Here is a 26604-nt window from a genome sequence, read left to right on the forward strand (position 1 = left end):
GTTGAGTTAACCGAGTTCCTCCTCACTTCGTGTGGAGCCTGGCCTTCGGGCTGTCCGTTGCTCCGGGCAGCTCGAGCAAGTCTCTTCCTACGGTTTGCTGACCGCCTCGACGACATCACGCAGCGCGAACGGTTTTTGGAGCCTGGCGACATCGGCCGCCAATTCTTCCGGGATCACATTCAAATCGTATTCGGTCAGGAAAAGTATGCACTCGCTGGGACTCCATGACCTACGCCGTCACTCTCCTTGAAGACGCCGCCAGCCGGATCGCAGATATTTCGGGAGCTGAATTGCAGATCATGCTCTGCCGCGCCGCGCTGCTGTTGCGCAATTCCGGATCGCTCGCGATCAGGCGATATCGAGAGCCGCTATTCGAATACTTTTATAGAAGGGGGCTGTTTTTTGATGCCGGCCGCGGCGATTAGCCAGAACAATCCACCGGCGGCAATTCCGAATACAGCTATTTCTGTGAGCAATTCGATTGCTTCCAGCAATCCCCACCACGTCATCATCCCGTGCTGGTAGGTCATGTGATCATTCACGTAGGCCTCGTCCGGGCCGAAAAATACGGTTAGGCAAAGCCACGGGAATGTCGCAATGGAGGCCCCGCCCATCGCACAATTTGCAAGAGATGCCCGTACTCGTCCCCTGAGATAGAGTATCAATGGTATCCCCAATACAACAGTTGGCGGATACGCACCGAAGAACGCGACGACTGCAGTCGTTTCGACAACGCGCTCCATCATATTCGGCAGGCCCTGATAGGCGGGTGCGTAAACGGCATATGCGAAGGATGCCACCAAAGGCACTACGATTAATGCAACTGCAATTCTCCACCAGGGTGGAGATGCGAATGTTGTTGCCGCCATATGCACCTTGCCTAAACAGTCTACGCGACAGAATTGCACGCGCAGGTGCGTATGACAACGGTCCGGCTCCGCCTCTTTCTCGGATTGATGACGTATACGCTTTTGCCGACGGGACAGTAGTTAGCATCGTCCATTAGCGGATGGAGCAGAAGACCTATCTGCCGGTGCACGAGTTGGACGAAGATGGGGACGTCGATCGGAGCGCCTAATGGGCGCTATGGAACCTTATTGACATCGGTGCGGCACCCTAGCACTGGTAGACGAAGGCGGAAGTTGCACGTTTGGTTTGAAAAATTCGCCTGCATAGCTGTGGGGGATAGATGCCGTTTCCGGCTTTACCTTGGGTCATTGGCCCAGTTCCAATTGTTCTGACAGTGTGGGCTGCTTACGCTTGCGGCATCGCTGTTGTTCAGCAAAGGCCAACCAGCGGGAAGGCTTTTTTTGGCGCCCTATTTCTTCCGAGCGGTCTCACTGCAATCGCGTGTGAGTTATTCGGCTCACATCGGAACTTTACTGCTCTGTCAATTTGCGATCAAATTGCCGCAAGTGTATGCTTTTTTACTATCATGCACGCCAGTGGCTTCCGCAGAGTATCGGTTGCAAATCGAACTCCTAAAGAAACGTGGTCGCAGGCCAGACAGTTCTTGATTTTATTGTCTTCTTACATGTTTTTTAATCTAATTCTCTGGTGGTTTCCCGGGCCCGATAAATGCACCATTGCGAAATGCTTTGTTTATGAATGGGCTCTTGGCAGAATAGACCATATCTTCGCAAAGCTGTACCTCGCGACTTTGTTCGGAGTAATACTGCTCATGGGAATACTGTCTTATCTTTATTACGAATTCCCGAAAATTTGCCGCGACCGCTTTTAGAAGTGAGGGAGGAGATGCAGCAAGTTAGCGCTGACGCGCGAGGACACCATCAGGTTTATCGTCCGGGAATTGATGGAGCAGAACACCTACTTGCCGGTGCACGAGCTGGACGAGGATGGCGATGTTGATGGGAATGCTTGATTGAGCGAAGATCGAATTCAGCTATGGATTGCCCTCTGCATTGTCGGCCCCTTTTGCGCCTACTACTGGTATTGGTTCATCAGATCGATCATCTTCTACAGTAGAAACGGCTTCAATTTCACCGAAGATTTCGGGCCTGAGGCCTATTGGGCCGATCGCGGAGGTGATGATGATTGCGTGTTGATGAAGCCAAAAGAGAAGTTCTTTATCGCCGGACCTTCTTTCGTGGTAGTGACCTCTGTTATGTTGATTTTCATAGTTTTGGGCTTGGCGGGAACTATTTAGCCTTGCCCTTTCAAGTCAAAAAGGGCCGCGTTATCCTGCACCTCGCGCAGCCCCTTAATGATCTGCCGGTGCATGAGCTGCACGAAGATGGCGATGTTGATGGGACCGCGTGATCTGCGGTTTCTTCGCGAGCGCGATTTCCTGCAGGTTAACGGCATACTGCCACTAATGCTGCACGTCGCTCACCTCATGCCTGACTTCGCGCCAGACTAAAAACTTCAAGGGGTGCTTGCGCATAAATTCTCTATTGGCTTCATCCTTGCGTAGCTCCGGCCACGATCGCGAAAATAAATAACTCGCCGGACCCGGCAAGAAGAGTATTACAAGAATCGCCCAAAGAATATTGTATATCAACCTCGCGAATCCATGCATATGCTCCACGCCACCGGTGAACATACTTAGGACGAATGCACCGAGTAAACACAGGATGAAGCCTACTAGACAATTAATACTCAGGCGCTTTGTCATCCTAGCCTCCAAACAGTGCTCAGCATAAATGTCAAAGACACTGGGCCCATCGCTCACTTGCTGGCAGCCTATCACCCTCTATCGCCATCTCCTATATCTCAAGAATTGCCGCATTATCAGCAGCATCGCGCAGTCCCTTATATGACGGGTGGCGCAGCTTGCCGTCATGCGTCCAGCCTCCGTATTGGATCTCGGCAACCAGCTTCGGCTTGATCCAGGTCAGGTTCTTGCGCCCGCCTGAATATTTGACGGCCGGCTTCGTCGCCTTGACCTTGTCTATCATTGCGCGAAGCTTCATCGCCTCATCTGCCTTGAAGCCCGTTCCGATGGATCCAACGTAAACCAGCTCCCCACCCTTCCGAGCAGCCAGCAGAAGCGCGCCGATGTTCCCGAACGCCGAGCCGGACCTCTGATAGCCAACAATCGCGAAACCGTCGCTCTGGATGCATTTGATTTTCAGCCAGTCGCCGCCGCGACTGCTGCGATAGGTGCTGTTGCGGTCCTTCGCAATGATGCCCTCAACCATGCTCGCAGGCGATGCGAAAGAGCGTGTTTCCATCCGCTTCTATCTCCTCCGATAAGCGGATGGCCTCCTCCCCGCCGGCCGGCACCAGCCCCTCAAGGAGATGGCGCCGGGCTGTGAGCTCTGTCCCGGTGAGGTCATGGCCGTCGAGGTAGAGGAGGTCGAAGACCATCAAGATCGATTCCCACTATGTCCGCTTTCCGCCGCGGCCGCCGAGAGACTGCTGAAGCTTGCCGAAATCCGACCGGCCCAGCTCGTCAAACACGACGGCCTCGCCGTCCAATATCGCTGTTGAGACAGGAAGGCGTTTTGCCGCGGCCGCAATGGCAGGAAAACGGTCGGTCCAGTCATGGCCGCCGCTGGTCAGAATCCTGATGCCCTTCGGCTCGATATGGACAGCCAGGCGGTAGCCGTCCCATTTCACCTCGAACGCCCACTGCCGCCCCTTCGGCGGCCGTGACTTCAGCAGCGCCAGGCACGGATCGATCCGGGCCGGCATCGGGTCGAGGGTAAGCTGATGCTGTGCGGGGTCACGCTTTCTACGCGGCCGGCTGCGGAGCGGTGCGTCAGCGTCACCAAGCAACGGCTGGGAAGATTTGCGAGGCGGCTTTGTCATGACCGCAGTTCAGCAGCCACACCTAAAAAAGCAATTTGCCAAGATTGATTATTGACTCATCTGCCGATGAGAACATAATAAGAACATCGGCGAGTGGCCGCCAATCTGAAAACCGAAAGTATGGAGCACGGAATGCGCGAGCAGCCGATCGGCGAAGCCATGGTTGATGATGAGATTGCCGAGGTGCTTGCCTATCACAAAGGCGATGTGCAAGCGGCGATAGGAACGCTCCTGGCAGACATCCGTCACCTTCGCTGGCAGCTGGTGCTGACCGAAGGCGCTATGGGCCTAGGGATCACGCGTGGGTGGCGGCCGAGATACGACCGAGACTGACCATGCCGGAAATGAACTATTCCAAGAAGTTGCGCGGGTGGACCCTGCGCGACGCGGCTGATGCTAGCCAATTGCTCGAGGTAACGTGCCAGCTGTGTCGAAGGACTTACCGGTTTTTTCCGCGCGATCTGTTGAAGCTGACGAAGGACGTGAGCCTCGATCGCTTGGCCGGCCGGTTCCGGTGTCAGCTCTGCGACCGAAGGGAATACATGAACCTGAAGGTCGTCCAGATTTGGGGGGCTGAAATCGGCAAGCTTCCAGTGCGCCGACTGGTCAAAGTGACGTCGGTCAAAAAGCCAATCTGGGAAGACGGAGTTTTGTAGGATGGCGTCGCGCCGAGATAGCCCTAGCGCCCGCTGGCGCCTAAAAACTGATCTTCCTCATCACGTCATGCTCTGGTGGGGCAACTATCACTCCGGCGAACACCCCTATTCCGTTCGAGATCGGGGTACGGTCATCACCTCGGCACTCGCACTGGACAGCAGATCGAAGAGCTACAGCGCGTCGATCGAGTGGGATAGCTATCTTGTCTTTTGCTTCAGCAGCCGCGAAGCTGCAGAGCAATTCAGGGATCGCTGGGACGGCCAGTTTATCGATACGGACGAAGTGGCCCGCAATGGGGCCTGGACGCCGAAGGAGGGTGATGTGTGCAATCTATACCGGATGGATGCGAAGGATTGGGTCAGTAAGTGGGCTCAAGACGTCGAGAGTCTGGTCAACTTGATGCCGGCCTATCAGATGAACCCGGACCAATTGGGCCCGATCGTCCGCAACACAGCAGATGGCCGCAAGCAGCTTGTCCATGCGAGATGGGGTCTTCCTTCGCCATTCTTCTTGATCAAACAGGCAACTGAGGCCCGGGCAGAGAAATTGCGCCAGAAGGGCAAGCCCGTCGACATGGACATGCTCATCCGGATGGAGCCGGATAAGGGCGTCACCAACGTCCGCAACCTCAATGTTCCGCACTGGAAGAAATGGTTCGGCGTCCAGAGCCGTTGCATAGTGCCGGTGACCAGTTTTGCCGAACCCGATCCCGCCAGCAAACAGGACGGGGGAAGCACGCCGAACGTGTGGTTCGCCCGTGACGACAGCAAGCCGTTGATGTTCTTCGCTGGGATCCACGTTCCGCAATGGCAAAGCGTCCGCAAGGTCAAGGATGGCCTTACGACCGACGACCTCTACGCTTTCTTGACCGCCGACCCCAACGACGTCGTCAAACCGATCCATGGAAAGGCGATGCCGGTCTTGCTGCTGACGCAAGAAGAAGTCGACGTGTGGATGCGCGCCCCTTGGGAAGAGGCAAAGGCGCTCGCCCGCCCGCTGCCGAACGATGCAATCAGGGTGATATCGCGCGAGGCCTATGGCTCCACCATCATCAGCAACGCCGGGGAGCCGGTGCAAACGAATTTGCTGTAATCACCACGAGTGGACAAGGGCATAAGGGCATCATCGGCGCCGGGCGCTAATGTGATTATTGAGCACTATTGCTGTGTCGCCGGCTGCGCGGAGTGGTCTTAATGGGATGATGACATAAGTATAACATCATAGATCATTCCAAACCAAAGAAATTGGCTGGCTTCTCAATGCTAAACGATCTCGACACCTTCGTGATGAAGATGATGGGTCAATATTCATCAAAGTCGATTATAGCGAATAAGCTCATTATTCATTTTCTTGACTTGAACACTGTAAAATTTCTGACTTTATTTATATTATTGTGGTTTTTATGGTTTTTTCGAAATAAGTGGAAGCCAGTTGTTGTCGAATGCATCATCGACATGTTCTTCGGAATTGGCATATCGCGATTTACACAACTGTTTCTGCCAGAGCGTATGAGGCCGCTGCATTCAGGCAATCCCGACTTCGTGCTGCCTTTGGGCGTTGATCCGAAAGCGCTTGAGCATTGGAGTTCCTTCCCCAGTGACCATGCCGCACTGACCTTCGCGGTATCGACAACGATGTGGCGCGCATCCCGACCGCTTGGTGCGGCCTGCTTCATCTGGTCGACGTTCGTGATTTGCCTGCCGCGCATCTATGCTGGCTATCACTATGCGACCGACATCCTGGGTGGCGCTTTTGTGGGCGTGTGCACAGCCCTCGTGGTTGCGCGCCCCCTCCAGAAGCTATTGATGCCGTCTGTGCTAACGGTAGAGGAGCGCTTTCCAGGTTTGTTCTTCTCTGGTTTCTTTGTCATATCCTATGAATTTGTGACGCAGTTCGACGAGCTGCGGCTCGTCGGAAGGGCCATTCAACACCTCATCTCGTGATTGCGAGTTCGACGTGCTCGGATAAACGGCACATCCTTCCACTGCAGGTCGTTCCGGAATCACATAGAGGAAGCTTGGGCGGCGGGCTGGCGAAAATCGAAATCGTAGCAAGCGGAGATTGGCCTAATTAAGAGGCCGAAGGGCAGTTCAACTATCTCCAACGCCGTAGCGGACTGAGCCAGATCGTATCAAGGTTCACCCGCGGCCTCATGGCGCCGTTTCTGTTTGAGGCGCCATCAAACGGGGACGCGTCCAGCCCGCGAGTTCGACGGGACAACCTCGATCCACAGTGGGTACGACGGCAGACATTTAAGTCGCTGCTAATGCTCCCCATATAACATGCTGCGCCGGTCGGGTTCTTCGTCCGGCGTAGCGGCGTGCTCCTGCGTTCATGGATGGTGCAGTTGAGCCGCCGCACTTCTTTCTCAACGGAAGCCGAAGAAGCTCAGGATAGCGAGCACGATGACGACGGCGCCGACGAGCCAGATCAAGTTATTCACGTGGAATCTCCTTCAATGGAAATGAGCGAGGTTGCAAGCACATAATGTTTGGCGGCGGCTCATGTTCCAATATCCACAATGCCTGGCGCTGCCTCCCAAGACTTCCCGTTTCGGGGGCTCAACCTAACCCTCGTGGGAGACACCATTACAGTAACCCGGTGTTCCGCTCCCACGTTGTCTTGGCTGCCCTGATCTGTGATCGGCTTTCCATGGATGAGCGGGGAGTTTCTCGATGGAGAGTACATTGGAGGTTCTCACGACCAGGAAGCCTGGACGTGAGGCTCACCGGCATTGGCCTGATGAGGTCAAGGCGCAGATCGTTTCGGAAAGTCTGCGGCCCGGAGCATTGGTGAATGAAGTCGCAGAGCGACATGGCTTGAAGCCGAACCATCTGTCCACCTGGCGTACGATGGCGCGGCAGGGCAAGTTGGTTCTGCCAGACCTGAGGCGGATCGGTGAACTCTATGGATCGAGGCGGAACTGCATGGCCTACCAGCCGAAGCTCGGCTTGCGGGAAGGCTGGACCGATCCGCACCGTTAATCGCCGACATGCGAACCTGGCTCACGCAGCAGCGTGCCCGTGTCGCTGATAAGTCGCCGCTCGGCGAAGCGCTTTCCTATATCGCCAAATACTGGGATGGCCTCTGCATCTTCCTGACCGACGGTCGTATCGAGGTTGACAACAATTCCGTCGAACGAAGTATCAGGCCGATTGCGCTCAATCGGAAGAACGTTCTTTTTGCCGGGCATGACTCAGGAGCAAAAAATTGGGGGACCATCGCCTCGCTCATCGAGACCTGCAAGCTCAATACCGTTGATCCGCTTGACTACCTGAATGCCAGGGTCACCGCCATCGTCAATGGCCACAAACAGAGCCGGGTCGACGAGCTACTCCCGTGGAATTAGATAGGACGAACAAGCGACTGAAGCCTGCTGTCGACCCAATACGGACCCGGCTCCCTATAGGACCGATACAGTCGCGGCCAGCGTCGGACCTTCAAACATTTGGAAGGTGACGCCGCGCTTCAGCAAATGGTGAGGTGCCGCTGCAGCTAGGAAGGACGCCGTACCGTGGGTAGGCTCATTGAATTCGAGCACCACACTCCATGTGTCGTCGGGGGAATCCGGAAATTTTGCCGGTTGCACGTAGCGCCCTGGGGCTACGATTCTTTGAGCAATCACATCACTCCATCTTATTTTGACGCTGCTCTTCAACTCCAACGCTCCCCTTCACAAGACGCCAAAGGATCATCCAACTACGGCCCCAGATATAGGATAGTCGATACAACTTTCGAACGTAGTCAATGTCCGCTGCCGCCGCATTCTTGCCATCAGTATCGAAGCGGTAGCTTTGGATCGGCCTACCGCGCTTGGTCAACGTGTGAGGAAAACACCGCTTTCTCTGGCTCTGCGTTTTCCTAGAAATTTTCGTGACGGGCCGCCCACCTCCCTTCGTGCATTTCAGCTCCGCAAGCTTCGTTGTTCGCGGAGCCGTCCCATCGCCGTCGATCCTGCTGAACTACTTCCAAACGAGAGCCTCACGCGATTTCGCCATGCTGACGTAGCGATAGTAGACCGTCGCGGGCACTACCAATTTGGTGCCAGTCGTGCAGCACAGGTAGTTGCCGAAAAGAAAGTAATTTAGCTTATCGCATGAAAAACAGGTAATGCCCTGATAGTCCACGACCTGCTTCCCATCCAGAAACATCAAGAAGCGTCCGTCGCCTTCCCTGGTCCATCGAACAAAGAGTTCGAAACGGTGCCAAGCGCCCGCCAGTTCCCTGATGGGGGCGACGCGCATGTCAAAAAGGTCAGTACAGTCACCGCCGAACTGGGTCATCTGCTTCCCGCTTGGCTTTTCCATACTCCATGAAAGGAATTGGTCGTTGCTATGGGGATTGGTGGTCAGGGCCACGAGTTGGCATTGGTCCTGATCCTTGAATTCGACGAATATCTCGTGACCTCTTACCTGCTTCGAACCAATCGGAAAGTCGGGCACGAAATACATGTCCCAACCATACCATGCCTCCTTGGGTTGCTTGGCCTTGCGTCCTTGCTGAACCGTCGCGCGAGCCGACTGTTGCTCGCAGTCGTCCCGTACGCACGGGCCTGGGTTGATCGAAAACTTGAACACCTTGGCCGCGTTGTACTGATCCAGCGGGTCTTTCACCATAGTAAAGCCGCCCGGCTGATTGCGTTCCGTCGTAACTCTAAACGGGTGGGTGAAGCCAGGAACTTTAAATGTCCTTTCCGCACCGAATGAAAGATTTGCTGAAAGAACGGGCAGAAGTACTGCTATTAGGATTTTGCGGAGGAAGTTCAATATCCCATTCTTGAACCCTGAGCTTGACCGATTAGCTCTCAGCGGCATCACCAACCTCCCTCATTATCTCGGCATCGCCTTCAACTAGACGACTTCAGCGGTGCCAGCGGCACACCGCTTACCGACGACTGAATGATCCGTGCCACCATCCCATCCTGAATGCTATGGCTCAAGTCGGTGCCAACAGGTTCGCGCCGGTCGGCACATTGGGATCTGCCCAGCGGCGGATGGTGCCGGTGCCCAAATCAGCAGCGTAAAGCCAGCCGTCCGGTCCCTTCTCGATGTCCACCAGATAGGGGACGTTCGTGTCGAAGACCTGTACGTTCGTGATCTGCCGGCTTGCGTTCATTGTTGCGGTGTAGACATTGCCATTGACAAGATCCGCAAACATCAGGGTGGCGTCGTTGTAGAAGTCCCCGACCGTGATCGCAGTGGCGTTGTCGGGCGCGCCGTGGCTTCTCGATAGCAGCGGAAAAACAGCAGCCTGATCGGAAGGGCTGTTTCGGTTCCCATTGTTGTAGAAGCTGATCGCCTGGGGGAGATCCTGGTAGCCGCCCGTTCGGCCAGGACCTTCCAGATACGGCCAACCGAAATTGGATCCTGCAGGGCCCGTATTGATTTCCTCCCAGCTGTTCCAGCCGACATCTCCGAGCACAGGCAGGTTGGTCACCGGATCGAAGGTGAAGCGATAGGCGTTGCGCACGCCGGAATAGAATACCTTGGACTGATTGCTGTTCGGATCCGCGGGGTCATAGAAGGGGTTCCCCGGAACGCCCGCGCCGGTCATCGGATCTATCCTCAGGACCTTGCCGGACAGATTGTGATTGTCTTGAGCGCGAACCGTGCGAGGGTCCATGAAATTGTACGACGTCCCGTCTCCGTTGCTGAAGTACAGCATGCCGTCGGGCCCGAAATGGAGAGCTCCATTGGAATGGGAGTCACTGTCCGTCGCCAGATAGTCCCGAATATTCTGGTTCTGGATTCCGGCGCGATCTGGATCGTTGTCCTGCGTTCCCACCTCGATCAGGCTTGCAGGGGCGGTAATGGTGGTGCCGTTGACGATGCCGGACGGCGGTATGTTCACAGCGCCGGTACTGTCGAGATCCGGACGGCTGGTGAATGCCCAGGTGCTATTGGTACCGGCCAGCACCACCATGCTGGCCGGATCGGCAATCATCGTGTTGGGGTTGACCGTAAGCCGAACGAGGCGAGAAGGACGGTTCCCTTTGGTATCCGGTCCCGCCAGGCCAGTTCCATTCGCGGTTTCCGGCGGATCGTAAGTGTAGAGCAGATAGACGTATGGATTTGCCGCGAAGTTCGGATGAATTGCCAGCCCCAGCATCCCCCGATCTCCGGGCGTATAGTTGACCTGGCTGGACAAATCGACAAGCGGCGTCGACCGCAGCGTGCCGTTGTCCACCAACCGCACAATGCCGTTCTGTTGCGCGACAACCATATAGCGGCCATCGGGGGTCCAATCCAAGGCCGTTGGCTCGGTCAAGCCGGTCACGACGGTCTGTCGGACCAGATTACCGAGGTTGCTGTCGTCGTCCAGGATGTTGACGGTCGCGGTCGCCTGGCTCCCCAGGACAGCACCTGTCGGATTGCTCAAGTTTACAGTGAAGCTTTCGTTGCTCTCGGCCGTCGTGTTGTTGAGCAGCGGAATAGAAATGGTCTGGATCGCTTGCCCTGCGGCAAATGTGAGCACGCCTGTTGTTGCCGTATAATCGGAGCCCGCGATCGCGCTGCCATTGCTCGTTGCATATGCAACGCTAGCCGTGGCATCGATGTTTCCGCTGCGCTGAACCGTGATAGTGGCAGCGGCGGCCGCCTCCGATAAGGTGATGACCGGATTGCTCACGGAGATGGTGGGTGCGGAATCGTCGTCGACGATCGAGACGAGAACAGTCCGCGGCGCTGCCAGGGAACCACCAGGCCCGGGATTCTGGATGCCGACAGAAAATGTCTCGGTCCCTTCGGCATCGGGGTCATTGACGATCGGGATGGCAAACGTCTTGCTGCTCTCGCCATCCGCGAAAACGACTTGCCCGGTATTCGCGCGGCCATTGAAGGTCGGCGGCGTATAGTCCGCTCCAGCCTGTGCCGCTCCGGCTCCGCCGATCTCGTTGGTCGTGTACTCCAGTGTCAGCTGCCCGCTCGTGCTGCCTGTGCGAACGACGGTGATTGTTGCAGCGCCGGCTGATTCACTGACGAAGATGGTGTTGTTGTCCCGCAACGCAACGCTCGATCCAGTAGAAAACACGACATCGCGGAAATAGTTTTCGTTCTGGTAGACGAGGGCTGGAAACGTGCCAATGGTTTCGTTGTAGACACCGGCGCCGACCGGGGCGGTCAATCCGCCATTGCTGATGGGGTTGGCGAAGCCGTTCGAAGTCAGCGAATAGTAGCTGTTGGCATTGACCGAGACGACATAGGTGGTGCCCGCACTGATGACCAGCGGGCTTGCCAAAGTCTGCTGTTGCCAGCCTGAGGCTGTCTCATTGGTGAAGGTAACGCTTGCCAGCTGCTGCCCGGTAGCCGACCAGATGCGGCCGACATGCGTGCCGGTCTCGCTGGGGGCCTTGTAATAGCGGATCGCCTGGATCGAACCGGTATTGCTGCTGACGAAGCGCATCCCGACTTCCCAGTCCACTCCAGGCCCGTCGGTGAAGTTGGGTTGGGCCGGCGTCTGGGTGGTGAAGAGGCTGACGGGGCTGGAGCTTACCGTTGTAATCGGCGCAGTCGCCGCGCTCACGATGTTCTCGCCAGTGCCAAGCAGGTCGGTATAAGTGGCATTGACCCGCACGCGCTTGCCGACGAGACTGCTGCCCAGTGTCAGGCTTTGCCCGCCCGCGACGTCACTCCACGTACTGCCGTTGTCGCTGCTCTGCCACAGATAGCTGACGCCTGTTGCCGGCAGGCCATCGATGTCACTGAGGCTGGCGGTCAAGGTCTGGCCTTGGCTCGCTATGCCAGTGATCGAGATCACGCCGGGATCATTGACATTGGCGACTGCCGAGGGCGTCGCCGGGCTGGTGACATTCTCGCTGTTGCCCAGGTTGTCGATGTAACTGGCTGTTGCCCGCACGAAATTGCCGACCTGGGCCTGCTGCAGGGTCAGCGTATTGGCAGTCGCTCCGCCGATATTGCTCCACGTGGTCCCGTTGCTGCTTTGCTGCCATTGATAGGTCACCGATCCCGGCACACCGTCGGCGTCGGTGACAGCGGCCGTCAACACCTGACCTTGCGTCGCCGTCCCGCTGATGCCAAGCACACCCGGATGGTTGGTGGCACTGGCAATCGCTGCGGTCGACGTGCTCACCCGGTTGGTTTCGACACCACCCAGTTGATCGGTGTAAGTGGTCCTCACACGGACTTGCCTGCCCACCTGCGCCGCCTGGAGTGTCCAGGTCGGACCGGTGGCTCCGGCGATGTCGGTCCAGGTCGTCCCGATCAGCTGCTGCCAGCGATAGGTGATCGACACGTTGGCGAGTCCATCGAGGTCGGTAACGGCCGCGGTCAGGGCTTGGCCTTGAACGGGCGCGCCGGTGATCGTCGCCACGCCTACGTCGTTCACGTTGGCGACTGCCGCCGTCGGACTGCTGGCGACCGTCTCGTTGTTACCAAGGGCATCGGTGTACGTGGCGGTCGCTCGAACCTGCTTCCCAACCAGCGCTTGTTGCAGGCTGAGTGTTTTCGCAGTGGCACCGGCAATGTTGCTCCACGTGCCGCCGCCGTTGCTGCTTTGCTGCCATTGGTAAGCGACGATGGTCCCGGAGGGGAGCCCGTCGACATCAGTAACGCCCGCCGCGATCGTCCGATTTTGAGTTGCGGCCCCGATGACGGAGATGACGCCAATGTCGTTACCGGCAGGATTACTCGCGACGATCGGCGATGTCGCCAAGCTGGTTCGATTGTTTTCGGTTCCTCCCGACTGATCGGTATAGGTTGCCTGGACGCGGACTTGCCTGCCGACCTGCGCTGCCTGAAGCGTCCACGTTGAACCGGTGGCGCCCGCGATGTTGCTCCAGGTATTTCCGATCAGTTGCTGCCAACGATATGTGATCGACACGTTGGCGAGCCCATCCAGATCCGAGACCGCGGCGGTCAGGGCTTGGCCTTGCACGGGTGTACCGCTGATCGTGACCACGCCTATGTCGCTCACGTTGGCGACGGCGGCATTGGTGGTGCTGGCAGCCAGTTCTTGGTTACCCAAAGCATCGGTGTAAGCAGCGGTTACCCGCACCCGCTTTCCGACTTGAGCTTGCTGCAAGGTCAGGGCGGCTGTGGCTGCACCTGTTATGTTGCTCCACGTGGCACCGTTATCGCTGCTCTGCTGCCACTGATAGGTAATGATCGTCCCTGACGGTAATCCGTCAATATCCGTGACATTTGCCGCCAAAGTTTGATTCTGAGTCAGAGTCCCGCTGAGAGAAACAACGCCCTGCGCCATCACACGCTACCTCCGCATCAACCTGTCAATGTTGCCTGCCAAGTGGTCGAGCTATCAATGTTGCCTGCTAAGTCGTCAAAGCGTGGCGGCAGGAGTGCTGTGTCTCACTTTTTCCCGCGCGCGCTGAACCCAACTCGGCGGACTATGCTCCGATCTTTTGGATTTTCCAGTAGCTCTTTATTGGTAGAACTCTGTCAATCCTCACACGCCCTTGGTGCACTGGAGCTCAGTTGCGGCTGGAAAATGGACGCGGACGGCGCTGCTTTTGCCACTCTATGCGCGGATGAAGTCGAGGCTTTCCTGGCTCTGCTTCGGCCGGTAAGTGCCATGTCGATCCGCCATTCACACGCGTGTTTCCTGGGCAAGCGCTAGCGAAGAGTGCACGCGGCGAGGCGCAGGGCAGGGGGCGCCTTTCTCAAATCATTTCAGAAATTACACTGAACCGCCGAACATTTCACAATCACCTAGATGGCGTTCGGGAGGACCTGGAAGGAACCGAGCTTCCAAGTCTTGAACAGACTTGGGAAGAGGCCATTGAGGACGCCCGAGCCCTCATGAGCGACGCAATTTTGCTCGGCCAGGAAATCTCTTCGCGACGGCTGGAAATTTGCAACGAGGCTGGGGATGTCTTGCTGACGTTGGCGTTCGCCGACGCGATCAAGCCAGCACCTTGAGTTATTTCACGCGCATCGGAAGGCCGAGCACCTTTTCATATTCCCTCTCTGGTACGCCGTAGCAACCGCCAGCGATATCGAGCAGCATCTCACGGTTGAGAATGCGGACATTTCCGCGCGTGGAACGGATGGCATGCCTGCCTTCGAGGATATGAAGATGATCCGTCACGCCAGAGCGCCGGACGCCGAGCATCAGCGACAGGAACTCATGCGTCACCGTTAGATTGTCACCATCGAGGCGGTCGTGACACATCAATAGCCAGCGTGCGAGCCTCTCCTGCATGCTGTAGCGGGCATTTGCCAGTGCCGAATGGGCGAGCTGCAGAACGGTCGTGTGGACGTAACGGAGAAAGAACTCGCGAGCTTCCCGGTCGGAGACCACAGCTTCGGTGAACTCGTTCGTGGGTACACGTATTCCCGACCCAGCTACTTGCATGAACGTTCGGCCCGGCGTGGTGGAAACTGCAAGCATGACATGCATGCCAGATGCGCCCTCCCGCCCGAGATGTCCCACTTCGATGGCTTCTTCGTCAGAGCTGGTTGCGACGACCGAACCGAGTCCTGATTCCAGGAAATGAATATGGTCAGGGGGGACGCCATCTTCGACCAATACGAACTTCAAAGGCAGGTCGACCCGCTCCATACCGTCCGCGAGACGAGCGAATACGTGAGGGCTGACCGTTCTCAGGAGGGTATTGTAAGTCCTCGATTGCTCGAAAGTTGTCATGGCAGCTCCGTCCGAGGAGCCTGGGTGCTACCAAACGCCAAAGTGATGTGAATCGTCAAACTACGAAGCAAGAACGGAATTGGCCACGGCCACGCGCGGTTTGTGCGGTTTCGACATGAGTCGAATAAGTCGTTGCCATTTCGAGGTATTCCACCATGTGGTGAAGATCGCCCGATTGTCCGTTCTCGCACACTACTTAGCATACTCCCTTTCTCGGCGCATGTCTGATTAATCGCTTGAAACTCCCTTCGCTCATGATGGAAGCCGATCACAGACTGCGGCGGAGGGACAACGTGGGGGCAAAACATCGGTTACAAGCATCCGGTCATGGAAAGCGGTTGTCGATCACGTCGAAGCGCAACGCCGGGGCCGGGCAGACTGGTACACGCGTTATGAAATTCGTGTGGCGCTCGTTTGAAGAGCTTATGGATTCGAAGCCGACCCACCGCTATGATCTTCATCCATGACGGGATCCAGGACCGTTTCCTTCCAGCGTTTCCACAAAACGGATGACGTCACCGACCATGCCATCGTTGAAGATATCATTGTGGCCGGCACCGTCATAGATAACCATCCGCTTGGGCTCGGGTGCGATCTCGAACAGCGCCTGCCCTGAAGACAGCGGGATGCTGTCATCAAGCCGCCCGTGGAGGAACAACTTCGGTTGTCTGACCTTGCCTATGTTGAGGTCCGACCGAAAGGGATCCTTGAGAAGAAGCTGGACCGGGAGGTACGGATAATGCCTCTGCGCAACCGACAGAACCGACAGATACGGCGAGACGAGAATGACGCCTGCGGCCGGCCTCTGCGCGGCCGTGTTCACGGCAACGCCAGTGCCAAGTGACCGGCCCAGCACGACGATCTCGCTTCCGTCGTGTGCCGAAAGCCAGTCGAACGCGGCGATGCCGTCCGTCAGCAGCCCCTGCTCGCTGGGTGAGCCGGTCGATCCGGGATAGCCGCGATAGGAAATCGCCAGCAAGCCAATCCTGTGTGCGGCCAGCGCCTGAGCGAGAAAGGCGTAATTGTCGACGCGGTCGCCGTTTCCGAAAAAGAGGAGCACGCAGGGCTTGTCGCTGTCGCCCTGGCTGTACAGTCCCTGAAGCAACTCGCCGTCGGGCGTCTTGACGTGGACCGACTCGCCCCAACGCGCGTCCGCCTGAGCAGGTGTGGCGCCGGCTCCGGGATAAAGCAGTCTTGCCTGCGAAAAATAGACCAGAGCCACGACTGCGACGTAGGCGATGACCGCCATCAGCGGCAAGATCAGCAAGTATCTTGTGGTACTCACGACAGAATGTACCCGCTGGTTTGGCAATGCCCAGGACGCTTTGCAGCAACGCGGCCCATTACGGCGGGTGTGCTCGGCATAGCGGCAATATAGGCACAAATCGTTGCTGCGGAAAAGAGGTCAAAAGACGACGACGTTCTCAGCGAGACTTCGGCGGCAGCGCCTTTTAAACCGGCAATGCCGTTCGCGCATGCCTCTCAGGCTGGAAAAGGGTTTCGCCACGCATCCAGTTCTTCAAGCCGTTCGTACCACTTCTGGATATGCCGGAATTCGGCGAGTGGTATGTCGGCAGCGGTTGCATAAGGAAGTGCAGCTGCCAGTGCGAAATCGGCAACGGTCAGTGTCTTGCCGACGGCGACGCTGTTGGCGGCCAGATGTTCGTCGAGCACCCGGCCATGGAGCCGAAAACTCGTCTTCGCGTCTTCGATCACGGCGAGGTCAGGCTTCCCGCCGAACAACGGCTTGATCAAATTTTCAAACCACAGTGTTGCCCCGTGCCGGGTGAAATGGCTGGCATCCCAGCTCAACCAGCGCAGCACGTCGATCTGCCGATGGTCATGCGGCCAGAAATCCGATGCGACCGTGTCAGACAACCTGCACATGATGGCGTTCGCTTCCCATAAAGTTCCGGCATCATCCTGCAGCACCGGGACTTTGCCGTTCGGGTTCAGCGCCAGGAATTCCGCGCTGCGCTGCTCTCCGCTCGCCAGGTCAACCCTGACGAACTCCACGTCGGCTTGAAGAAAACGAGCGGCGGCGCAGGCCTTGCGCGGATTGAGCGTCTCGCAATAATAGAGCTTCATCGCCGCCTCACGCATGATTTTGCCCTTCGGAAGGTCCCAGAAAAGAGCTCAATCGCTCAAAACTTTGCGACCAACCGGATTCATGACCCTCAAGGGACGATGCGCTGGCAAATCCGCTCTGCCGAAAAGTCATTTCCGTACCTCCATCGCTTTCCCGCAGCGTGATGGCGACGATCGTTTCGGGGCTGGTTTCGCCAGCCCCGGTCTCCCAGGCATGCGTGAAGACAAGCCTGTGCGGCGGCTCGACTTCCAGATATTTTCCGCCGACCCAATGCTCTTCTCCATCCGGTGCGATCAGACAGGCGCGGTGCCTGCCGCCGGGCCGGGCTTCAAGTCTGTCGCCCACCGCCTTGAAGCCGTGAGGACCACACCATTGCGCCAAGGCTTTCGGGTCGGTCCATGCCCTGAAAACGAGGTCGCATGGGGCATCGAACCTTCGCACGAGAACCAACTCATGGCTGTTGTCGCTGGCAGTCTCTGGATCAGTCATTTTCGTTTCCTTGTATCTTGGACAGATAGTCATCGAGACGATCGAAGCTTTCATCCCAGAAGCGCCGGTAATCGGCGATCCAATCAGCAATTGTCTTCAAGGCTGCCGGCTCGAGGATGCGGGGACGCGAGTTCGCTTCCCGGCCAGAGCGGATCAAGCCGGCCTGTTCCAGGACCTTGAGATGCTTTGAGATGGCGGGCTGAGACAGCTCGAAGGGATCGGCAAGTTCGGCCACGGTGGCCTTGCCCTTGGCTAGCCGCGCGAGAATTGCTCTCCGTGTGGGGTCGGAGAGTGCGGAAAAAATCGCATCAAGCCTGTCGTCCATGCATCACCAATTAGCTATATAGCCAAATGGATATATTCTGCACGGCGAAATGTCAAAGACAATTTTGCGCTGGATCGGCAATGACGGAAGAAACTCGACCCCTGCTGGGCAAGCGATGATGTCGTGAGCGGAACCTTCCCGCTCGCGACCGAGCACCCGCGAGCACGATTTTGCGTGCGCTGCGCCAGCCTTACATCGGCGGCATCTTTTCGAAGTTCGGCACATCCGGGTCGACCCGATCCCAGGCGAGGCCGTGCATGGTGTAGGTTGCCATTTGCGGCTGATATCGCTCCGGCTCATCGAGACTGGCGGCGTGGATGGTGAAGAAATCGGGCATATACGAGAAAGTCAGATAAACCGGCGCGCCGCAGGCCGGACAGAAGCCGCGGGTTTTGACGTTGCCGTTGTCGGCGATCATCTGCCAGTGGCTGGCCTCGCCTTCGAGCTTCACCGCCTGCCGGCTCGGGAAGGTCAGATAGGATCCGTGGCCGGTGCCGCTCGTCCTCTGGCAGTCGCGACACCGGCAGTCGTTCATCGCGATCGGCTCGGCGGCGATCTCGTAATGAATGGCGCCGCAGGCGCAGCCGCCGGTATAGGGCTTGCTCATTGCTTTCTCCTGAACAATTGGTGATGTGGCTGGCGCCGGCTCAGTCCTCGCCGCCGGCGAGGGCGCCGATATTCTTCACGACCTTCTTCCAGCCTTCGCCCATCTTCCGGTAGGCCGTTTCATTTTTCGGCAGCACGAAGCCGGAATGGACGAGGCGCAGCCGGGTGCCGTTTTCGGCTCTGGCAAGGATGAAAGTGACGACGGTATCGAGCGGCGAGCCGTAGCCCGTATTTCCCGCATGCCCGCCTTTCCAGGCGTAGGAGAGACGCTCGTTCGGTTTTACCTCGAGCACCTCACAGTGAATGGTGCCGTCCCAGTCGCCGGCCGGCGTCGTCTGATAAGTGAAGCGCTTGCCCTCGATCGGCTCGAAACCGGCCGGCATCATCAGCCAGCGGCCCATCAGCTCGGCCGTGGTCAGCGTTTTCCAGATCGTCTCTGGCGCGTGCGGAAACACTTCGTCGACGACGATTTCCTGCGTGTCGGGCTTCAATGCGGTGTCGGTCATGGATCGATTTCCTTCAGCAAGGTTCTGAGATCGGCAAAACGCTCGCGCCAGAAGGTGCCGTAATGGCTCATCCAGTCGATAAGCGGCGCGAGCCCCTCGGGCTCGGCGCGGTAATAGACATTGCGCCCCTCGGGGCGCTCTGCCACCAGGCCCGCCTGCTTCAGCGCCTTGAGGTGCTGGGAGACAGCGCCTTGTGTGACGGTGCTCGCCCGCGTCAGTTCGACGACGGTGATCTCATCGGAGTTGACGATCTGCTCGAACACGGTCCGTCGGGTGGGATCGGCAAGGGCGCGCATGATGGTGGTGATGGGGGCGGTCTGGATCATGCGAAAACAATAGCCGTTACTAATTGATGAGTCAAGACTAATTTGTTTGCGTTCGTGCCGCGGCTATGGGTTCCAGGCTCAAGGCCTGGAATGACGGAGGTGGGAGGAGGTGGGAGGTGCCTGGGCGGCAAGCCCGGCTAAAGCTCTCGGCCTTGCAGGCTCTTGCTTGCTTCCCCTGCGGCCGGCTCCTGCTGCTTCACGGAACAAAATCCCGATGGCGATGTTGGTATGGCGATAAGCAATAAGGCCATGGGAGGAATCCATGCATAAGTCTCTTCAGTTCGTGTTGATCGGCTTGGCCTCCATGACCGGCCTGACGATCGCGCCGACGATTGCGGCCGCCCAGGATATGGAGCTGCGCATCGGCCCCGGAGGCGTCGGCGTCTACGACCGGAATCGCGATTACGATCGCTACGACCGCCGGGGACCGCGCCGCTGCGATCCCGACGATGCGCTCGACATCGCCCGCAGCGAAGGCCTGCGTCGGGCCCGTATCGTCCGCATGTCGCCGCGCAGCATCGTCGTCGAGGGGATGACGCGCCGCGGGCCGGATCGGATGGTCTTCGCCAACCGGCGCGGTTGCCCGGAAATCTGACCGTACCTTCAGACAGTCGAACAGTGCCACCGGCTCGGGCCGTTCTGCCCGCGGGTGGGGAGCTTTCTACGATTGTGAACATTGCGCCCATTCAGCACTCCGGCCGGCGTGAACCCCCGGAGCACCACAGGAGGATTTCATCATGATGAGCGGTCAAATGAAGGCGCTTCTCGCCGTTCTTGCCGTTGCCGGTTACCAGAACAGGGACAAGATCCGGGAGCTCCTGCGGGGCCTCCAGAACCCGCAGCAGGCAGGCGCCGGAGGCCAGCCGTCAGGCGGGCTCGGCGGCATTCTCGGCGGACTGGCCGGCTCCGGCGGTCTCGGTGGCCTTCTCGGCGGCTTGAGCTCCGGCAGCATCGTCAGCGGCGGCATCGGCGACCTCCTGAAGACCTTTCAGCAGAACGGCCAGGGCGACAAGATGGAGTCCTGGGTGCGCCGCGGGCAGAATGCCGGCATCAATGACGGCGAACTTGCCACAGCCCTCGGCCCGGATGTCCTGGACGAGATCGCCAGGAATACCGGCCTCTCGCATCAGGAGATCCTCGGCCGGCTGAGCCGCGATCTTCCCAAGGCCGTCGACGATCTGACGCCGGAGGGGAAAGTGCCGAGCGCCGAAGAGGCGTTTTCATCGTCCAGCCAGGCGACGCCGTCAGGGGGGCCGAGCAGCGTTTAGTCCTGGTGCAAACGCACCGTCAGTGTTTGCCGGGAGATCACCGAAGCTTTAGTTCGCCAGGTACTTTCGAAGAAAGGCGTAAACGCTGCGCATGGACTTCGCCGCAGCGTCGGGGTCGTATTTTTCGATATGACCCAGCACCCTCCTTCCCACCGTGAACTCCGGCGCGTCGAAATTGTGATAAATGCCCTTGTAGACGTTGAGCTCGACGGGCGGGGCATTGTCGCTGAGGCGGGCAAGCCTCTTCTGGCATCGTTCGGCCCGGCTCCAATTGTCTCTCTCGCCGGTCATGATCAAGGTCGGCACCGTCGGATCGCCCCGATCTGCGTCACAGGCGGGATAATAGGCAACCGCCGCCCTGAACTTGCGCTCCATGAGCTGCTCGTATCCTTCGATTTTCGTCGCATCCAATGTCGTGGTGCCGCCGGCGGCGAAGCCCATCAAGGCGACGCGCTGCGCGTCGACAAAGCCTGATTTCGACAGGAAATCCAAAGCGCCATAGGCATCGAAGGCGCGGGCAGGAAGATGGCTTCGACACGGGTCGGCAAGGTTGCGGGTGGTGAAGCTGTCGACAACAAGCACGACATAACCCCATCTGACCAGCCGTTTGGGCCAAAGCTCCCTGACGCTCGAACGCAGGTGATCGCATCCATGCATGACGACGATTGCCGGGAAGGGGCCGTCGCCTTCGGGGCGGGACAAATATCCGAGCAACGGCGTGCCTTGCGGCTGAGGCAGAGTTTCCCCCAATTCCCGGGCTTTGCGGATGCGAAACGGGCTGAGTTTTACCGGCACGCTTTCGAACCGCACCAGTTCCTCGGCAGTGGCCGCGGCCTCAGGCACGGCGACGGCCAAGGCGACAAGGCACACCAAAAGTCTTGCGGTTTTCACAGGCTCCTCCACCCGTGTGATCGACAGTCTGCTGCCACTATAATCCTCGATCTCCATGGATGGTATTGCTTGCCGTCCGAGGATCCACGCTGGCTTTGCTGGGCGGGCATGGATCCCAGGCTCAAGGCCTGGGATGACGGAGTGTGGGGTAGCGTTTTGCCAAACCTGCCGGAGCAGCGCGTGGATTCTGGCGTCCACCTGGTCGCGCAGGGCTCGATTTCGCATGGGAGCGGGACCGACGATCTGGCCCTTGATCACCCCCCGGCAGATCATTTATCACTACCGCAAATCCAAGCTGCGAATATTGAATCAAGAGGTGATGTTGACGATTACGTCGATACCGCTCTTCGACCGCCTGCGTCATTCCGAAGGCTTTCCAGCCGGCTTTGCCGAGCAGGTTTGCCACAGAGCCTACCTCTTGCTCCGTCATCCCAGGGCTTGACCCTGGGATCCACCCATTCGATGGGGATCCGGCATGGATCCCAGGGTCAAGGTCTGGGATGACGGAGGGTGGGGTAGCGGTTTGCCAAACCCGCTTGATTGCGCCGGCTTGATACAAACTCCATTCCCCTCGGGTCAGGCCTGGCGGGGCGGAGGTCGGCGGGCAGGCCCGGCAAAATGCCGAGGCGGCGTGCTGCCGCGTTCCGATCGAAGACCCCTCACAAGGAGAAGTGCATGGACCCCTCGATTGCTCCGGCCTCGCGGGCCGCTGTGGTGACGCCGAACGATAGCGCCATTGTCGGCGCCCGCGCGCTCTATATCGGGACGGCCGGCGATGTGGCGATTGCGCCGCGGCGGGATGTGGATCCCGTCATCTTCAGGAGCGTGCCGGCCGGGACGATCCTTCCCGTTCATGCGGCGATCGTGGCGCTGACCGGGACAACGGCCTCCAACATAATTGCCTTGTTCTGAACGTTAGACCCCGACCGATGGGCAGGCCGACCAAGTTCAGCCAGGCGCTGGCGGAAAAAATCTGCGCGCGCATCGCCGACAGGGAGAGCCTGCGCTCGATCTGTCGGGATGAGGACATGCCGTCGAAATCGACGGTGCTGTCCTGGCTGGCGGACGAGGAGAAGGCGTCGTTCCGGGCGCGATATGCGCTGGCCCGCGAGATCATGGCCGACAGCTTCGTCGACGAGATGGTCGAGATCGCCGACAACAGCAGCGACGACTGGATCGAAAAGAAGAATGCGGCCGGCGAGACCACCGGCTGGCAGGAAAATGGCGAGGCGATCAGGCGTTCGCAGCTGCGCATCGCCACCCGCCAATGGGTCGCCGAAAAGCTCAGGCCGAAGAAATATGGCGCCAAGGTCGAGCCCGAACAGAGCGTGACCGGCGAAGTCTCGCAATTGCTGGAGGCGGTCAATGGCAGGACGCGCGGACTTCCAAACGGCGGTTGACCAGTTTTCCGACTGGCGCTGGCGGCTGAACAATCTCTACTGGATCACCGACAAGGCGGGCAGGCGCGTCAGGTTCGAGATGAACGTGATGCAGACGAGCCTTTTCGAGGAGATGCATTATCTCAACGTGCTCTTGAAGGCCCGCCAGCTGGGGCTGACCACCTTCATCCAGATCTTCATGCTCGATGCCTGCGTCTTCAACCGCGATATCAGGGCCGGCACCATCGCCCATACGCTCGGCGACGTGCAGACGATCTTCCGGGACAAGATCAAATATCCCTATGACAATCTGCCCGAAGGCATCCGCAACGCCGTGCCCGTCATCAGGACCAACCAGAGCGAATTGCTGCTCGCCAACAATTCGAGCATCCGTGTCGGCACCTCGCTGCGCTCGGGCACGCTGCAATATCTGCATATTTCCGAATATGGAAAGCTCTGCGCCAAATATCCCGACAAGGCGCGGGAAGTCAGGACCGGCGCCTTGAACACGGTACAGGCCGGCCAGATGGTCTTCGTCGAAAGCACGGCGGAAGGCCAGGAGGGGCATTTCTACGCGCTCTGCGAGGACGCCCAGGTCAAGCAGCGCCAGGCGCTTGGGCTGACCGAGCTCGACTTCAAGTTCCACTTCTTTCCCTGGTGGAAGGAGCCGCAATATTCGATCGCGCCCGAGGGCGTCATCATCGGCGACGCCTTCGTCAAATATTTCCGCCAACTTGCCGAGCAGGGGATCATGCTGACGGCGGGGCAGAAGGCCTGGTACGTCAAGAAGGCCGAGACCCAGCTCGGCGACATGAAGCGCGAATATCCCTCGACACCTGCCGAAGCTTTTGAGGCGAGCGTCGAGGGCGCTTATTACGCCCACCAGATGGCGATCGCCGACGCCGAGGAGCGCATCGGCGTCTTCCCGCATGTGGAAGGTTATCCCGTCCACACCATCTCCGACATCGGCATGGACGATGCCAACAGTGTCTGGCTGTTTCAGGTGCTGCCCGGTCGCGTCAGGATGATCGGCTATTTCGAGCATACCGGCACCGGCATGGACGGCATGCTCGACGAGCTGGAGCGGCGCGCGCGCGACAATGGCTATGTCTATGGCGTCCACAACATGCCGCACGATATCAAGGTGCGGGAATGGACGCGCGGCGGCATGACCCGCATCGAAATCATGCTGAAAGAGGTGAGGGCGCGCGGCCTCGGCACGGTCCGGAAGGTCGAGCGCGCCTATGTCCATGACCGCATCAACGGCACCCGGCGCATCCTGGCAAAAGTCGAGTTCGACCAGGCCGGCTGCGCCGACGGCATCAAATGCCTGCGCAATTACCGCAAGGACTGGGATGAGGATCTCGGCGTCTTCCGCGACGAGCCTCTGCACAACTGGGCCTCGCACGGCGCCGACGCTTTCGGCGGTCTGGCAATCATCTTCACCGGCCTGGCGCCCGAACCGCTGAAGCCCGAGCGTAAGCCGCTGCCGACCTTCCAGACGATGACCTTCAACGAATTTGTCGATTCCACCCCGAGACATAGCGAGCGTGTTTGATGGAAGACGAGACGATGGCCTTGGAAGGCGGGCAGCACTGGGATCCGGCCAAGGTCGGCGCCCATTGGCAGCAGGAGCTCGAACGCGCCCAGCGCTATTTCAAGTCCTGGCACGACCGCTGCGTCAAGATCGAGAAGATCTATCTCGACCAGCAGTCGGACCAGACCAGCGCGGCCAAGCGCCGCTTTCCGATGCTCTGGGCCAATACCGCGGTGCTGCAGCCGGCCGTCTATGCCCGGGTGCCGCAGCCGGTCGTCGAGCGCCGCTTCAAGGATGCCGAGCCGGTGGCGCGCATCGCCTCGGAAATCGTCGAACGCAATCTTGCTTACACAGGCGACGAGGCCGATCTCGACTCCATCATGCGGGCGGTGCGCGACGATTTCCTGCTCTGCGCCCGCGGCACGGTGTGGCTGCGCTACGAGGCCGATTTCGAGCCGCTCGACATGGGCGTCGAACCCTCGAACCCGCCGGCCGATGGCTTGCCCGGCGAGATGGGTGCAGCCCTCGAAACGATCGCCGACGAGCGCGTCTGCATCGATTATGTCCACTGGTCGGATTTCCTGCATTCGCCGGCCCGCCGCTGGAAGGATGTGACCTGGGTGGCGCGGCGCGTGCCGATGACCGGCGAGGAGATGGAAAAGCGCTTCGGCCGTGCGGCGATGGCCTCGGGCGCCGATGCTGCCGGCGCCCGCAAGGGCGAAAGCCAGGCCGAGCGCGCCGAGAATGAGGGCAAGACCCATGTCTGGGAGATCTGGTGCAAGAGCGAGAACTATACCGTCTGGATCGCCGACGGCTCGCCGGTCGCATTGGAGGTCTCCGAGCCGCCATTGGAGCTGACGCATTTCTGGCCATGCCCGCGCCCGGCCTATGGCACCATGTCGACGAGCTCGCTGATCCCGGTTCCCGACTATGTCTATTATCAGCAGCAATGCGATGAGATCGACCTGCTGACCAGGCGCATCAACAAGCTGACCGACCAGCTGCGCCTCAAGGTCTTCTATCCCTCCGGGGACGGCGCCATTTCGCCGGCGATTGAGAAGGCGATGCGGCCGGAAAACGACATGGTGATGGTGCCGATCCCGGAATGGGCCGCCTTCACCGACAAGGGCGGCTCCAAGGCGGTGGTGACGCTGCCGATCGACGAGGTGCAGAAGGTGATCGTCGCCTGCATGGCGGCGCGCAAGCAGCTGATCGAGGACGTCTACCAGATCACCGGCATCTCCGACATCGTCCGCGGCGACACGCAGGCATCGGAGACGGCGACGGCGCAGCGCATCAAGAGCCAGTGGGGCTCGATCCGCATCCGCGACCGCCAAGCCGAGCTTGCCCGTTTTGCCCGCGACATCATCCGCCTCGCCGGCGAGATCATCTGCGATCAGTTCCAGCCGGAAACGCTGATGCTGGTCAGTGGCATCAAGTTGCCGACGATGGCTCAGAAGCAGCAGGTCGAGATGCAGATGCAGCAGATGCAGATGGCGGCGCAGCAGACGGCGATGCGGGCCGAGCAGATGGGCCAGCCGGCCCAGTCGTCCCCAGGAATGGCGCCGCCCGAAATGCCGCCGCAGCTGCAACAGATGATGGGGCAGCCGACGATCGACGAGGTGGTGCAGCTGCTGCGCAATGACAGCATTCGCGGCTTCCAGATCGACATTGAAACGGATTCGACGATCGAGCCGGACGAAGATGCCGAAAAGCAGCGCCGCATGGAATTCGTCCAGATGGTCGGCGGCTTCATGCAGCAGGCCGGCGCGATGGCGCAGCAGAGCCCGCTGCTGGTGCCGGTCATGGTCGAAACACTGCTCTTTGCCGCCCGCGGCTTCCGGGCCGGCCGTCAGCTCGAGAGCATGCTGGAACAGGTGGGTGGCCAGCTTTCCCAGGCGGCAAACGCACCAAAACCGGAGCCGCAGCCTTCGCCCGCCGAGATGCTCAAGCTGAAGACCGCTGAAGTGAAAGCGGGCGCCGAACAGCGGAAAGCCGAGCTTGGCGTCGCGCAAGCCGAGATCGAGCATCGCGCCGCCGTCGAGCAGGCACGCGGTGAAATGGCGGCGCAGGCTTTGCAGCAGATCCCGCAGCGGCTCCAGGCTGAGCCGGCCTATCAATAGTTTCGAGGATCAGA

Annotated in this window: 23 protein-coding genes and 6 pseudogenes; 16 read left to right on the forward strand and 13 right to left on the reverse strand. The window is 59.0% G+C overall.

From position 1 onward, the window contains the following. Nucleotides 1–224 precede the first annotated feature (224 nt). Nucleotides 225–350: pseudogene (locus Tal182_RS32625) on the forward strand (CopG family transcriptional regulator); the annotation flags it as partial. 18 nt (nucleotides 351–368) lie between these two features. Here Tal182_RS32625 and Tal182_RS05935 read toward each other — a convergent pair. Then, on the reverse strand, nucleotides 369–869 hold the full coding sequence (locus Tal182_RS05935) for a hypothetical protein (protein WP_085858583.1): 501 nt from the start codon (nucleotides 867–869) through the stop codon (nucleotides 369–371). Nucleotides 870–1762: 893 nt separating this feature from the next. On the opposite strand from Tal182_RS05935, the pseudogene Tal182_RS32630 reads away from it, so the two are divergent. Both Tal182_RS32630 and Tal182_RS32135 read left to right on the forward strand, forming a co-directional pair. After that, nucleotides 1763–1882: pseudogene (locus Tal182_RS32630) on the forward strand (CopG family transcriptional regulator); the annotation flags it as partial. Between the two features lie 173 nt (nucleotides 1883–2055). Continuing rightward, nucleotides 2056–2280 carry a hypothetical protein gene (locus tag Tal182_RS32135; RefSeq protein WP_164517764.1) on the forward strand — a complete coding sequence of 75 codons (225 nt, stop codon included), beginning with the start codon at nucleotides 2056–2058 and terminating at the stop codon, nucleotides 2278–2280. Between the two features lie 446 nt (nucleotides 2281–2726). Here the strand turns inward: Tal182_RS32135 and ligD are convergent. Beyond that, nucleotides 2727–3774 (reverse strand): annotated as a pseudogene (ligD, locus tag Tal182_RS05955) (non-homologous end-joining DNA ligase). A gap of 132 nt (nucleotides 3775–3906) precedes the next feature. Here ligD and Tal182_RS05960 point away from each other — a divergent pair. From Tal182_RS05960 to Tal182_RS05985, 6 genes and pseudogenes are all read left to right on the forward strand, one after another. Continuing rightward, on the forward strand, nucleotides 3907–4107 hold the full coding sequence (locus Tal182_RS05960; RefSeq protein ID WP_085860854.1) for a hypothetical protein: 201 nt from the start codon (nucleotides 3907–3909) through the stop codon (nucleotides 4105–4107). 2 nt (nucleotides 4108–4109) lie between these two features. After that, nucleotides 4110–4430, forward strand: a complete 321-nt coding sequence (locus tag Tal182_RS05965) for a hypothetical protein (protein WP_085858589.1) — start codon at nucleotides 4110–4112, stop codon at nucleotides 4428–4430. A gap of 322 nt (nucleotides 4431–4752) precedes the next feature. Beyond that, the gene (locus Tal182_RS05970) at nucleotides 4753–5523 is read left to right on the forward strand and encodes an SOS response-associated peptidase (RefSeq protein WP_085860855.1); all 771 of its coding nucleotides are present in this window, start codon (nucleotides 4753–4755) and stop codon (nucleotides 5521–5523) included. A gap of 167 nt (nucleotides 5524–5690) precedes the next feature. Next, a complete protein-coding gene (locus tag Tal182_RS05975) occupies nucleotides 5691–6374 on the forward strand; it encodes a phosphatase PAP2 family protein (RefSeq protein ID WP_085858591.1) in 684 nt (227 codons plus the stop codon). A 732-nt stretch (nucleotides 6375–7106) separates the two neighbouring features. Then, nucleotides 7107–7256: pseudogene (locus Tal182_RS05980) on the forward strand (transposase); the annotation flags it as partial. Nucleotides 7257–7322: 66 nt separating this feature from the next. Beyond that, nucleotides 7323–7780, forward strand: a pseudogene (locus Tal182_RS05985) (transposase); the annotation flags it as partial. Nucleotides 7781–8393: 613 nt separating this feature from the next. Here the strand turns inward: Tal182_RS05985 and Tal182_RS05990 are convergent. The 3 genes from Tal182_RS05990 to Tal182_RS06005 form a co-directional block, all read right to left on the reverse strand. After that, entirely contained in the window at nucleotides 8394–9197 is an 804-nt protein-coding gene (locus tag Tal182_RS05990; RefSeq protein ID WP_164517765.1) for a heparin lyase I family protein, read from the reverse strand. A 169-nt stretch (nucleotides 9198–9366) separates the two neighbouring features. Beyond that, the gene (locus tag Tal182_RS05995) at nucleotides 9367–13650 is read right to left on the reverse strand and encodes a DUF4082 domain-containing protein (protein WP_085858597.1); all 4284 of its coding nucleotides are present in this window, start codon (nucleotides 13648–13650) and stop codon (nucleotides 9367–9369) included. Nucleotides 13651–14325: 675 nt separating this feature from the next. Then, nucleotides 14326–15051 (reverse strand): Crp/Fnr family transcriptional regulator, encoded by a 726-nt coding sequence (locus Tal182_RS06005; protein WP_085858600.1) that lies wholly within the window; start codon nucleotides 15049–15051, stop codon nucleotides 14326–14328. Nucleotides 15052–15367: 316 nt separating this feature from the next. Here Tal182_RS06005 and Tal182_RS32640 point away from each other — a divergent pair. Beyond that, nucleotides 15368–15469 (forward strand): annotated as a pseudogene (locus Tal182_RS32640) (antibiotic biosynthesis monooxygenase); the annotation flags it as partial. Nucleotides 15470–15508: 39 nt separating this feature from the next. Here the strand turns inward: Tal182_RS32640 and Tal182_RS06015 are convergent. From Tal182_RS06015 to Tal182_RS06045, 7 genes are all read right to left on the reverse strand, one after another. Further along, on the reverse strand, nucleotides 15509–16336 hold the full coding sequence (locus Tal182_RS06015) for an alpha/beta hydrolase (protein WP_085858602.1): 828 nt from the start codon (nucleotides 16334–16336) through the stop codon (nucleotides 15509–15511). Between the two features lie 197 nt (nucleotides 16337–16533). Further along, nucleotides 16534–17154 carry a glutathione S-transferase family protein gene (locus Tal182_RS06020; protein WP_170965888.1) on the reverse strand — a complete coding sequence of 207 codons (621 nt, stop codon included), beginning with the start codon at nucleotides 17152–17154 and terminating at the stop codon, nucleotides 16534–16536. Next, complete coding sequence (locus Tal182_RS06025) at nucleotides 17147–17629, reverse strand: SRPBCC domain-containing protein (protein ID WP_085858605.1); 483 nt, start codon at nucleotides 17627–17629, stop codon at nucleotides 17147–17149. Before Tal182_RS06025 ends, Tal182_RS06020 begins: the two co-directional genes overlap by 8 nt. After that, complete coding sequence (locus Tal182_RS06030; RefSeq protein ID WP_085858608.1) at nucleotides 17622–17954, reverse strand: metalloregulator ArsR/SmtB family transcription factor; 333 nt, start codon at nucleotides 17952–17954, stop codon at nucleotides 17622–17624. The genes Tal182_RS06025 and Tal182_RS06030 overlap by 8 nt, the downstream gene beginning before the upstream one ends. A 190-nt stretch (nucleotides 17955–18144) precedes the next feature. Further along, a complete protein-coding gene (locus tag Tal182_RS06035) occupies nucleotides 18145–18561 on the reverse strand; it encodes a GFA family protein (RefSeq protein ID WP_085858610.1) in 417 nt (138 codons plus the stop codon). A gap of 40 nt (nucleotides 18562–18601) precedes the next feature. Then, a complete protein-coding gene (locus Tal182_RS06040) occupies nucleotides 18602–19066 on the reverse strand; it encodes an SRPBCC domain-containing protein (RefSeq protein WP_085858612.1) in 465 nt (154 codons plus the stop codon). After that, nucleotides 19063–19392: a metalloregulator ArsR/SmtB family transcription factor gene (locus Tal182_RS06045; protein WP_085858614.1), complete on the reverse strand. Its 330-nt coding sequence runs from the start codon at nucleotides 19390–19392 to the stop codon at nucleotides 19063–19065. The genes Tal182_RS06040 and Tal182_RS06045 overlap by 4 nt, the downstream gene beginning before the upstream one ends. A 262-nt stretch (nucleotides 19393–19654) precedes the next feature. Between Tal182_RS06045 and Tal182_RS06050 the strand changes: the two genes are divergently transcribed. Together Tal182_RS06050 and Tal182_RS06055 are read left to right on the forward strand one after the other, a co-directional pair. Further along, a complete protein-coding gene (locus tag Tal182_RS06050) occupies nucleotides 19655–19987 on the forward strand; it encodes a hypothetical protein (RefSeq protein ID WP_085858616.1) in 333 nt (110 codons plus the stop codon). Between the two features lie 142 nt (nucleotides 19988–20129). After that, on the forward strand, nucleotides 20130–20660 hold the full coding sequence (locus tag Tal182_RS06055) for a YidB family protein (protein WP_064801036.1): 531 nt from the start codon (nucleotides 20130–20132) through the stop codon (nucleotides 20658–20660). Nucleotides 20661–20708: 48 nt separating this feature from the next. Here Tal182_RS06055 and Tal182_RS06060 read toward each other — a convergent pair whose 3' ends face one another. Further along, complete coding sequence (locus Tal182_RS06060; RefSeq protein WP_170965887.1) at nucleotides 20709–21608, reverse strand: dienelactone hydrolase family protein; 900 nt, start codon at nucleotides 21606–21608, stop codon at nucleotides 20709–20711. Nucleotides 21609–22226: 618 nt separating this feature from the next. Here Tal182_RS06060 and Tal182_RS06065 point away from each other — a divergent pair. From Tal182_RS06065 to Tal182_RS06080, 4 genes are read left to right on the forward strand one after another with little or no spacing between them, the layout of a single operon-like run. Then, on the forward strand, nucleotides 22227–22463 hold the full coding sequence (locus tag Tal182_RS06065) for a hypothetical protein (protein ID WP_085858619.1): 237 nt from the start codon (nucleotides 22227–22229) through the stop codon (nucleotides 22461–22463). A 17-nt stretch (nucleotides 22464–22480) separates the two neighbouring features. Then, complete coding sequence (locus tag Tal182_RS06070; protein ID WP_085858621.1) at nucleotides 22481–22951, forward strand: terminase small subunit protein; 471 nt, start codon at nucleotides 22481–22483, stop codon at nucleotides 22949–22951. Continuing rightward, entirely contained in the window at nucleotides 22917–24488 is a 1572-nt protein-coding gene (locus Tal182_RS06075) for a terminase (RefSeq protein ID WP_085858623.1), read from the forward strand. Before Tal182_RS06070 ends, Tal182_RS06075 begins: the two co-directional genes overlap by 35 nt. Continuing rightward, nucleotides 24488–26590, forward strand: coding sequence for a hypothetical protein (locus Tal182_RS06080; RefSeq protein WP_085858625.1), 2103 nt, complete (start codon nucleotides 24488–24490; stop codon nucleotides 26588–26590). The genes Tal182_RS06075 and Tal182_RS06080 overlap by 1 nt, the downstream gene beginning before the upstream one ends. Nucleotides 26591–26604 lie beyond the last annotated feature (14 nt).

This window comes from Rhizobium sp. TAL182 (assembly GCF_002117725.1).
GTDB classification, from domain to species: domain Bacteria; phylum Pseudomonadota; class Alphaproteobacteria; order Rhizobiales; family Rhizobiaceae; genus Rhizobium; species Rhizobium esperanzae.

Coding starts and splice junctions, on each gene's coding strand:
- Tal182_RS06025 (WP_085858605.1), bottom strand. CDS start 17,629: ATGACTGATCCAGAGACTGCCAGCGACAACAGCCATGAGTTGGTTCTC.
- Tal182_RS06060 (WP_170965887.1), bottom strand. CDS start 21,608: ATGGAGATCGAGGATTATAGTGGCAGCAGACTGTCGATCACACGGGTG.
- Tal182_RS06040 (WP_085858612.1), bottom strand. CDS start 19,066: ATGACCGACACCGCATTGAAGCCCGACACGCAGGAAATCGTCGTCGAC.
- Tal182_RS06075 (WP_085858623.1), top strand. CDS start 22,917: ATGGCAGGACGCGCGGACTTCCAAACGGCGGTTGACCAGTTTTCCGAC.
- Tal182_RS05935 (WP_085858583.1), bottom strand. CDS start 869: ATGGCGGCAACAACATTCGCATCTCCACCCTGGTGGAGAATTGCAGTT.
- Tal182_RS05975 (WP_085858591.1), top strand. CDS start 5,691: ATGCTAAACGATCTCGACACCTTCGTGATGAAGATGATGGGTCAATAT.
- Tal182_RS06055 (WP_064801036.1), top strand. CDS start 20,130: ATGATGAGCGGTCAAATGAAGGCGCTTCTCGCCGTTCTTGCCGTTGCC.
- Tal182_RS05965 (WP_085858589.1), top strand. CDS start 4,110: ATGCCGGAAATGAACTATTCCAAGAAGTTGCGCGGGTGGACCCTGCGC.
- Tal182_RS06070 (WP_085858621.1), top strand. CDS start 22,481: ATGGGCAGGCCGACCAAGTTCAGCCAGGCGCTGGCGGAAAAAATCTGC.
- Tal182_RS06080 (WP_085858625.1), top strand. CDS start 24,488: ATGGAAGACGAGACGATGGCCTTGGAAGGCGGGCAGCACTGGGATCCG.
- Tal182_RS06035 (WP_085858610.1), bottom strand. CDS start 18,561: ATGAGCAAGCCCTATACCGGCGGCTGCGCCTGCGGCGCCATTCATTAC.
- Tal182_RS06050 (WP_085858616.1), top strand. CDS start 19,655: ATGCATAAGTCTCTTCAGTTCGTGTTGATCGGCTTGGCCTCCATGACC.
- Tal182_RS05960 (WP_085860854.1), top strand. CDS start 3,907: ATGCGCGAGCAGCCGATCGGCGAAGCCATGGTTGATGATGAGATTGCC.
- Tal182_RS06065 (WP_085858619.1), top strand. CDS start 22,227: ATGGACCCCTCGATTGCTCCGGCCTCGCGGGCCGCTGTGGTGACGCCG.
- Tal182_RS06005 (WP_085858600.1), bottom strand. CDS start 15,051: ATGACAACTTTCGAGCAATCGAGGACTTACAATACCCTCCTGAGAACG.
- Tal182_RS05995 (WP_085858597.1), bottom strand. CDS start 13,650: ATGGCGCAGGGCGTTGTTTCTCTCAGCGGGACTCTGACTCAGAATCAA.
- Tal182_RS06020 (WP_170965888.1), bottom strand. CDS start 17,154: ATGCGTGAGGCGGCGATGAAGCTCTATTATTGCGAGACGCTCAATCCG.
- Tal182_RS06030 (WP_085858608.1), bottom strand. CDS start 17,954: ATGGACGACAGGCTTGATGCGATTTTTTCCGCACTCTCCGACCCCACA.
- Tal182_RS06045 (WP_085858614.1), bottom strand. CDS start 19,392: ATGATCCAGACCGCCCCCATCACCACCATCATGCGCGCCCTTGCCGAT.